This is a genomic window from Acidaminococcus hominis, from assembly GCF_900291475.1.
Taxonomy (GTDB): Bacteria; Bacillota; Negativicutes; order Acidaminococcales; family Acidaminococcaceae; genus Acidaminococcus; species Acidaminococcus hominis.
In genome coordinates, this window is record NZ_OLMM01000008.1 from 1 (window position 1) to 7,926 (window position 7,926).

Sequence of the window (7,926 nt, forward strand, 5' to 3'; positions counted from 1 at the left end):
CCAGCGCCCACGTCGTGTTTTGGGCTACCATACGCCGTCAGAGCTATTTGATGCATTCCTCGATGAAGTTTATGCTATTGAGTGTGTTTCTTGATTATAGTTGTTCAAATTCAACTTGCAATTTACCATTATGATTCATCTCGGTTTTTATTGTGCAAGTATTTTTAGATAAGGGGGAGAAAGTATGTTAAAGAAAGTATTGTGTGCAGGCTTGGCGGTCATGATGTTGGCGGTGGCCGGCTGCGGCGACAGCAAGGACGCCAATAAGCAAGCCAGTAAGGTTAAATGGCCTAAAAATGTTGAAATTGTGGTACCGTATGGTGCAGGCGGTGACACCGACTTTAATGCTCGGCTGCTTGCCCAAAAATTAAGTAAGAAATTGGGTTCCAACTTCGTGGTTTCCAACGTAACCGGTAATGGCGGTGCTACCGGTTCCAGAAAGGTTAAGGATGGGAAAAAGGACGGCAGCATAATCCTCTTTAACCACACAGCCTTTGTAGTTAACAAAGCAAGTAAAGCTTCGGATTTTGGCTTTAATGACTTTGCTTTTGCCTCCGTTGTAGGGCTGAACCCTGGTAACGTTATTGTAGTCAATAAGAGCCTGGGTATCAATAGTTTGGCAGAATTAAAACAATATTCCCAAGCCCATCCCAATGAATTAAAGATTGCCGTTCAAACGGGTGCAACTTCTTACGTTATCGCAGATCAGCTGCTGCAGGATGGCTTCAAACTGAAAATGGTTGATGCCGGCGCTGCTTCTTCTAGATTGACGGCTCTGTTAGGCGGCCATGTTGATGTAATCTTCTCTCCTTATGGCGGTGTAAAAGATTATATTGAAAAAGGTGAAATGGTTCCGCTAGCTATGGATGGCGAGAACAATTTGGTGGTTCCTGATAAGCACATTGATGTAAAGAATATTAAGAACCAAGGCTTTAATGCATATGTTCCGTTCTACTACTTTGTAGCTTTCCCGAAAGGCACCGACCAAGCACTGGTTGATTCCTTTAATGCAGCGGCAAAAGACATCATTGAAAATGATAAAGAATATCAAAAGAAAATCTATGATATGTATTTCCAAAAACCGTTCTTTGCTGCAGGGCAAGAAGGCTTAGACAAATTTGCACCCTTTGAAAAGGCTCTGGAAAAGATTCAGTTTACGCAGGTTGCAAAAGAACAATAACTAGCACTTCTAAACATATGACTGCATAAATCCTTCAATTTAGCTGGATACTGCAGCTAAATTGAAGGATTCTGGATATTTGGGAAAGGAAAACGTATGGGTACTCGAAAATTTTCGGAATACATTATTGATACCGTACTATTAATAGTCGGTATTGGCCTTATGATTTCCGCTAATCACATTGATCCTGGGTCTTCTATTGGTTTAGGCGGGGATTTTATGCCAAAAGTTTGTACCAAGATATGGGTTTTGGTCAGCATAGGCCTGCTGCTTTGGGAAAAAATGACTCCGGACGACCACGAAAAAGGGATTACGGCGGATGTGAAAGGCTTTTTTGCTACACTGGTACTTTTGGTTGCCTATGTTTTGTCGTTGGATATTTTAGGATTTGTGCTTTCTTCCGCTCTTTATATGTTTATTCAAATGTGGTTTTTTACTCCCAAAAGCCTGCGCAGCAAGAAACGCTACATGCTTTTTGCAGTGTTATCTATATTTATCCCGATTGGCATTAACATTTTGTTCGTAGAAGTGTTCTCGCTGCTGTTGCCATCAGGAATTTTTTAAGGAGGAGTATTATGGTATTAGAAGGTGCTTTATCCGTTCTAAACCCGACAACTCTTTTTATAATTCTTGTCGGTGTTATCGTTGGTATTATTTTTGGCTCCATCCCAGGGCTTACTTCTACCATGGCTGTTGCCCTGTGTCTGCCGATTACGTTTGGTATGTCTCCACTTGATGGGATATCCATGTTGATTGCTTTGTATGTGGGCGGTACTTCCGGTGGTTTGATTTCGGCCATTCTTTTAAAGATTCCTGGTACACCTTCTTCAGTGGCAACCACCTTTGATGGGGCGCCTATGGCGGAGAAAGGTGAAGGCGGCCGTGCTTTGGGAATTGGTATTGTATACTCTTTCCTGGGTACCGTTCTTTCTATTGGAGCTCTGTTTTTCATTGCACCGCCTCTGGCCAAGCTGGCCTTGAAGTTTGGACCTATTGAAACCTTTTCTATTTGTGTATTTGCACTAACCATGATTGCGGCCATGATTTCTGATAATCCTTTTAAAGCAGTTATGGCCGGGGTCGTTGGTGTGGTTATTTCTTTGTTTGGCATCTCTGATATTACGGGTTCCGCCCGCTTTACCTTTGGCTTCAGTGAATTAGAAAACGGCTTTTCCCAACTCCCGGTGATGATTGGCCTTTTTGCTACGGCTGAAATCTTAAAGGCGGCTTCCGAAGGAATTAGTGACAAAAAAGGTACGGTTTTATCTTATAAAATCAAAGGTTTTGGCTTTACCTGGCAGGAGTTTAAGGACCATTTTGTAAACTTCATCCGGTCCGCTTTGATTGGTATTGGTATTGGCATTCTGCCCGGTATTGGTGGTGCCACCAGCAATATCGTAGCCTATAGTGTTGCCCGTCAACAAAGCAAGCATCCAGAAAAATATGGTACTGGGTATATGGGCGGTATTGTTGCTTCTGAAACCTCCAACAACGCTTCCATCGGTGGTGCTTTGATTCCCCTGTTGACGTTGGGTATTCCTGGGGATACCGTTACGGCCATCATTTTAGGTGGCTTGATGCTGCATGGTATCGTTCCTGGCCCGCTGCTGTTCCAAAATAATGGAGAATTGGTATATGGCCTGTTTGCAGGACTGATTGTAGCTACCTTCATTATGTTGATTGTGGAATTTGGCGGGATTCGTGCCTTTGTAAGAGTGCTGGATGTCCCCAAATACATTTTGTTCCCTATCATTTTTGTACTGTGCATTGTAGGGACCTATGGTACCAACCACAGTATGTTTGATGTTTGGACCTCTTTGATCTTTGGCGTAATTGGATTCTTTATGTCAAAGTATGGTTATCCGCAAGCACCTATGATTTTGGGGTTGGTCTTGGGCCAAGCCATCGAACAGAATCTGCTGCGCGGCATGCAATATACCGATAACAATTTCTGGGCATTCTTTGAATCTCCTATTGCTGCTGTCTTCCTGAGCATTTCTATCTTTGTAATTCTGTGGGCCGTATATAAGCAAGTAAAAGTACGCTTTGCCCATTAAGGCTTTTGGAGTAAATCGGTAAATAAAAAATATTCCTTTTCATCATTTGGTGAAAAGGAATATTTTTTTGCATTATTTAATCAGCCTGGGTGCATGGCCCAGTTCTTCCAGCATCCGGGTTAAGAGGTACATCCGGGGCACCACGCTGGGCACCAGGGCACATTCCTGGGGGGTATGGTTCTTGCCGCCCTTTACGGCTCCAAAACCGTCCACGCAGACGGCCCCTGCGGCCGCAGCCCAGTTGGCGTCCGAGGAGCCGCCCACATCCCGGAGTACCAGCTTCCGGCCCAGTTCCCCGTAGATTTCCTGGGCCAGGGCGGTAAGCTCCCGGGTACCAGGGTTACTGGGGAAGGGCAGGCTGCCGATTTCCACCTGGGTATCCACGCTGGTGCCGGGAATGGAAGCCCGGAAGGCCAGCACTTCCACCGCCTTTTGGACCCGCTCCAGTTCCTGGGGATCCGTTACCCGAAGGTCCGCAATGGCGTGGGCTTCAGCAGGAATCACATTGTCCGCGTCCCCAGAGTGTATCACCGTAAAGTTGATGGTGGTACCCCGGGCCGGAGCCTCCAGGGCCTTAATGCCCTCAATCTGCCGGAGGCATTCCATCAGGGCGTTGGCACCCTTGTCCGGAGCGTTCCCCGCATGGGACGCAATGCCTTTGACGTTTACCAGGATCCGGCTGGCGCCTTTTCGGGAGGAAACCAGGCCGTCCCCTTCCTGGCCGGATTCGCAGCACAGGAAGCAGTCGTGCTGGGGCGCCAATTTGGCAATCAAATGCCGGCTGTCCGGCGAAGAAATTTCTTCGTCTGCATTAAACAGCAGGGTAATGGTGTCAAAGTCCGTATATTTAAACTGCCGCAGCAGTTTCAGGGCAAACACCATCATCAGAACCCCGCTTTTGCAGTCCGCCGCTCCAGGCCCCTTGGCCCAGTCCCCGTCAATGCGGAAGGGCCGCTCTGCGGCCGTACCCACCGGAAATACCGTGTCCAAATGGGCGCAGGCCATAATCTTGCCCTTTCCCTTGCCCTTAAAGGTCACCAGCAGATGACTGCCGTCCTCTGGATTTGCCATAGGGATCCGTTCCAGGCTGTCCAGGCGCAACGGCCGCAGCTCCTCCTCCAGGTAGTCCGCTACCCGGGCGATTCCCTTGCCGTTCCGGGAACCGCAGTCCACATTGACCACCTTCTGCCAGAGCTTTAGATATTCTGGCAGAAGCTTTTCACAGGCACTATATAACCTTATGTTTTTCACGAAACCACCTCCAAATGCATCTGCTTCTATTATACCGCAGAAACGCGGGTTCTGTTACAGTAGCAGAAACAAATTGCGCTCTGGTGTTAAGAGGGCGCAGTACAATACCTAAAAAAGAAGCAGGAAAAATAACCAGCATTTTTCCTGCTCCTTAACTATTCTACTTGCTCAATCCTTAAACGAAATGCCGTCAATGCCAATGGCTCCGTCCTGGGTCAGGATGCCGCCGCCGCCATCTACCCGGTTGGTGCCGGCCGGATAGAACAGCCCGTCCTTGTACAGGATACCGTTGGGCATACAGGACATTTCCCCAATATCTGGGGGCACAATCACCTTGTGGCCTTTGGCTTCCAGGAGGGCAATGGTATCCGGGGAGAACCCGTCTTCTAGCTCCAGTCCCTGTTCCTTGGTCAGGCAGCACATAAAGGGTGTCCGCACGGCAGGTTCCATCATCCGGCCGTAGGTCAGGGTGTTCAGAATCATCTGCAGCACGCTGGTGATAATCCGGGGACCGCCGGCGCAGCCTACTGCCAGCACCGGTTTGCCCTTTTGGAACACCAGGGTAGGACTCATGCTGGACAAGGGCGTCTTGCCCGGCCGCACGGCGTTGGCTTCCCCATAGGCCAGGCCTTGGGTGGTCTTGACCCCCACTTTCGGGCTGAAATCGGCCATGGCGTTGTTCAGGACAAAGCCCCGTTTGGGCAGCACCACCCCGCAGCCCCACCAGTTCCGAATGGTCTGGGTTTGGGCAAAGGCGTTGCCGTATTGGTCCATGATGGAGAAGCTGGTGGTGCAGCCCGGATATTCCCTGGCCTCGATACCTTCGGTGGGCGCAAATTCCTGGGCGTGGTCCAGATCAATCTTGGCCGCCAGTTCCTTGGCGTATTCCTTGGAAAGCAGCTTGTCCGAATGGATTTTGACGAAATCCGGATCCCCCATGGCCACGGACCGGTCGGCAAACATCAGCTTCATGGTCTCGGCAATCACGTGGGTGGCAGCTGCCGAATGGAAGCCCATTTTCTTCAGGTCGAAGTTTTCCAGGATGTTCAGCATTTGGATAATGTGGGTGCCGCCGGAGGAAGGAGGCGCCATGGAAATAATATCATAGCCCTGGTAGGTGCCCCGGACCGGAATCCGTTTCTTGGGCTGGCAGTTGGTCAGGTCTTCCTTGCACAGGAGCCCCAGATCCTTATTGGCATACTCTACGATTTCCTCTGCAATGGGACCGTTGTAGAACCAATCCACGCCGTTAGCCGCAACCTGTTCCATGGTGTCGGCCAGGGCCGGGTTTACAACCAGGTCCCCAAATTCCCGGGGCTCGCCGTCCTTCAGGTACAGCTCGCTGAAGCCTTCGTAGGCCGCCTTGTTGTGCACGGCTTCCGGGGTATCCGATACCCTGGCGTAGGTAAAGCCGCAGCGGAAGCCGTACCGGGCCAACTTGATGGCCGGGGCAGAAACCTGTTCCCAGGTCATGGTGCCGAATTTCTGCAGCAGGTTGTCCATGGCCTTGTACAGGGCAGGAACGGCTACAGAACGGCCGGAGAACTCCGTTAGGTTCAGGTCCACATTCCCGTCCTTGTCCAGGAACATATCCTGGTAGGCGTGGAGGGGAGCCACCCCCCGGGCGTCCACGCAGTAGAATTCGTTGCTTTCCTTGTGGTAGAACACGTGGAAGCAGCCGCCGCCGATGCCGGAATGGTAGGGTTCTACCACGCCCAGCACCAGGGAAACGGCGCAGGCCGCATCAAATACGTTGCCCCCCTGCCGGAGAATTTCCAGCCCTGCCTGGGCCGCATAGGGGCTGTTGGTGGAAACAGCCCCCTTGCTCCCGTAGGGATAGGGACGATAGAAGAAAATGTCATTGAGCTGATAACCAAGATAAGGATGATTCGGCATGATTGATTGACCTCCTTCAAAAATCAGGCTTGTTGGGCTTGGGCTTTAGTAACCGCATAGCCCACAATATAGCTGACAGCAATGGTGGGATACACCACGTTGAAAGTAGAGTTGAGACCGGCGAAAATCCAGGCCAGGGCCACGATAATCCCTGCGGCAATGCTGTACAGGGAAGCCTTGGCAGTAACCTCTTTCCAGAACATCCCGGCGATGACCGTAAAGCTGAAAGGCGCGTACACCAGGTAGTTCAAGGTCAGGAACATATTGACCATTTGGGCGGAAGGAATCAGGAAACCTACGCACAGGGAAATGTAGGCAACGATGATGGTCCCTTTCCGGGATACCTGCAATACCTGCTTATCTGTGGCCTGGGGATTGATTTGCGTAGAGTAAACGTTGGAAATTACCGTACCGGTGGCCATCATCATGGTGGCCATGGTGGCTGCCACAATCATGGTGATGACGGCGAAGATAATGCCGGCCAGCAGCGGGCTGGTCAGGTGGGCAATGCTCCAGGCAAAGGCACTGGCCCCATCACCCAGGCTGTTGGTATTGGCTTTGGCCATCATGCCGATGATGGCCGTCAAGATGCAGATAGGACCGGCAATGACGTAGCCCAGTACGCAGCCCCAGGTGGCGTCGTGGTCGCTTTTGGCGGCGAACATGGGCTGCAGGGCGGCCTGACTGACGATGCTGGTGAGAGCGCCGCCCAGGGCCCAGGCGATGATCTGCTGAACGGGCATGGCGGTCAGGTTGTTGTAGCCTTCAGGTAGTTTGGCTAGCAGGCCGCTGTAGCCGTGGAAGTCGTCCAGGTTGGTTACTACAAAACCAATCAACAGGATATAGGTGGCAATGCACACAATCCGGCCGATGATGTCGGAGCCCTTCATACCGGCAAAGCCCGTGTAGGCGGCAATGGTAACCCCAATCAGCATGGCCCAGTTGATGCTGATGCCCGGCAGCACCATTTGGATTACGGAGGCTACCGTTTTCAGTTGGATGGGAATATACAAGATACCAAAAATAATCCAGATGTAGGCCTGCACCTTGGAAACAGAAGCCCCGTACCGTTCCCGCAGGAACACGGGCAGGGAACTGGCTTTCATGTACTTGCGCATGGGTTTGGCCAGTACAGCCATCAGGATGAAATAGAGACCGCCGGCAATGGAGTACCAGCAGCCGGCGATGCCCATGGTATAGCCGTTTTGGGCAGCCCCTACAATGCTCATGCCGCCAATCTGCCAGGCCCCCAGCATGGCTCCTACGGAAAAGATGCCCATGGAGCGGTCACTGCCGTTCCACTGGTCGGACTGGGTAATGCGGGTACCGGCATAGATGCCCAGGCCTACGATCAGCATAAAGGTGATGATCCAGCTTGCCAATAACATAACGAAGACTCCTTTCTGATAAAAACACCGTAAAATAAAATCATACAAAACAGGGTAAGACAAATTCCCAATGATTTCGAGTGTTACGGCACACTCATATTTACCAACAGCTCAATTCTGTTTCTCTTATTGCTAAGTGGCACAACAAAATATA

At 50.7% G+C, this 7,926-nt stretch carries 6 protein-coding genes; 3 read left to right on the forward strand and 3 right to left on the reverse strand.

Annotated elements, in window-relative coordinates:
* Positions 1-184 precede the first annotated feature (184 nt).
* The 3 genes from C7E10_RS11720 (at position 185) to C7E10_RS11730 (ending at position 3,237) form a co-directional block, all read left to right on the forward strand.
* The gene (locus C7E10_RS11720) at positions 185-1,180 is read left to right on the forward strand and encodes a tripartite tricarboxylate transporter substrate binding protein (protein ID WP_105327498.1); all 996 of its coding nucleotides are present in this window, start codon (positions 185-187) and stop codon (positions 1,178-1,180) included.
* A gap of 96 nt (positions 1,181-1,276) precedes the next feature.
* A complete protein-coding gene (locus tag C7E10_RS11725) occupies positions 1,277-1,744 on the forward strand; it encodes a tripartite tricarboxylate transporter TctB family protein (RefSeq protein WP_105327499.1) in 468 nt (155 codons plus the stop codon).
* An 11-nt stretch (positions 1,745-1,755) separates the two neighbouring features.
* Positions 1,756-3,237, forward strand: coding sequence for a tripartite tricarboxylate transporter permease (locus tag C7E10_RS11730; RefSeq protein WP_105327500.1), 1,482 nt, complete (start codon positions 1,756-1,758; stop codon positions 3,235-3,237).
* 72 nt (positions 3,238-3,309) lie between these two features.
* On the opposite strand, the gene C7E10_RS11735 is transcribed toward C7E10_RS11730, so the two are convergent.
* From C7E10_RS11735 to C7E10_RS11745, 3 genes are all read right to left on the reverse strand, one after another.
* Positions 3,310-4,488, reverse strand: a complete 1,179-nt coding sequence (locus tag C7E10_RS11735) for a M20 family metallopeptidase (RefSeq protein WP_105327501.1) — start codon at positions 4,486-4,488, stop codon at positions 3,310-3,312.
* Positions 4,489-4,656: 168 nt separating this feature from the next.
* Positions 4,657-6,384, reverse strand: coding sequence for a gamma-glutamyltransferase (ggt, locus tag C7E10_RS11740; protein WP_105327502.1), 1,728 nt, complete (start codon positions 6,382-6,384; stop codon positions 4,657-4,659).
* Between the two features lie 23 nt (positions 6,385-6,407).
* Positions 6,408-7,772, reverse strand: coding sequence for a sodium:solute symporter family protein (locus tag C7E10_RS11745; protein WP_105327503.1), 1,365 nt, complete (start codon positions 7,770-7,772; stop codon positions 6,408-6,410).
* Positions 7,773-7,926: the final 154 nt, after the last annotated feature.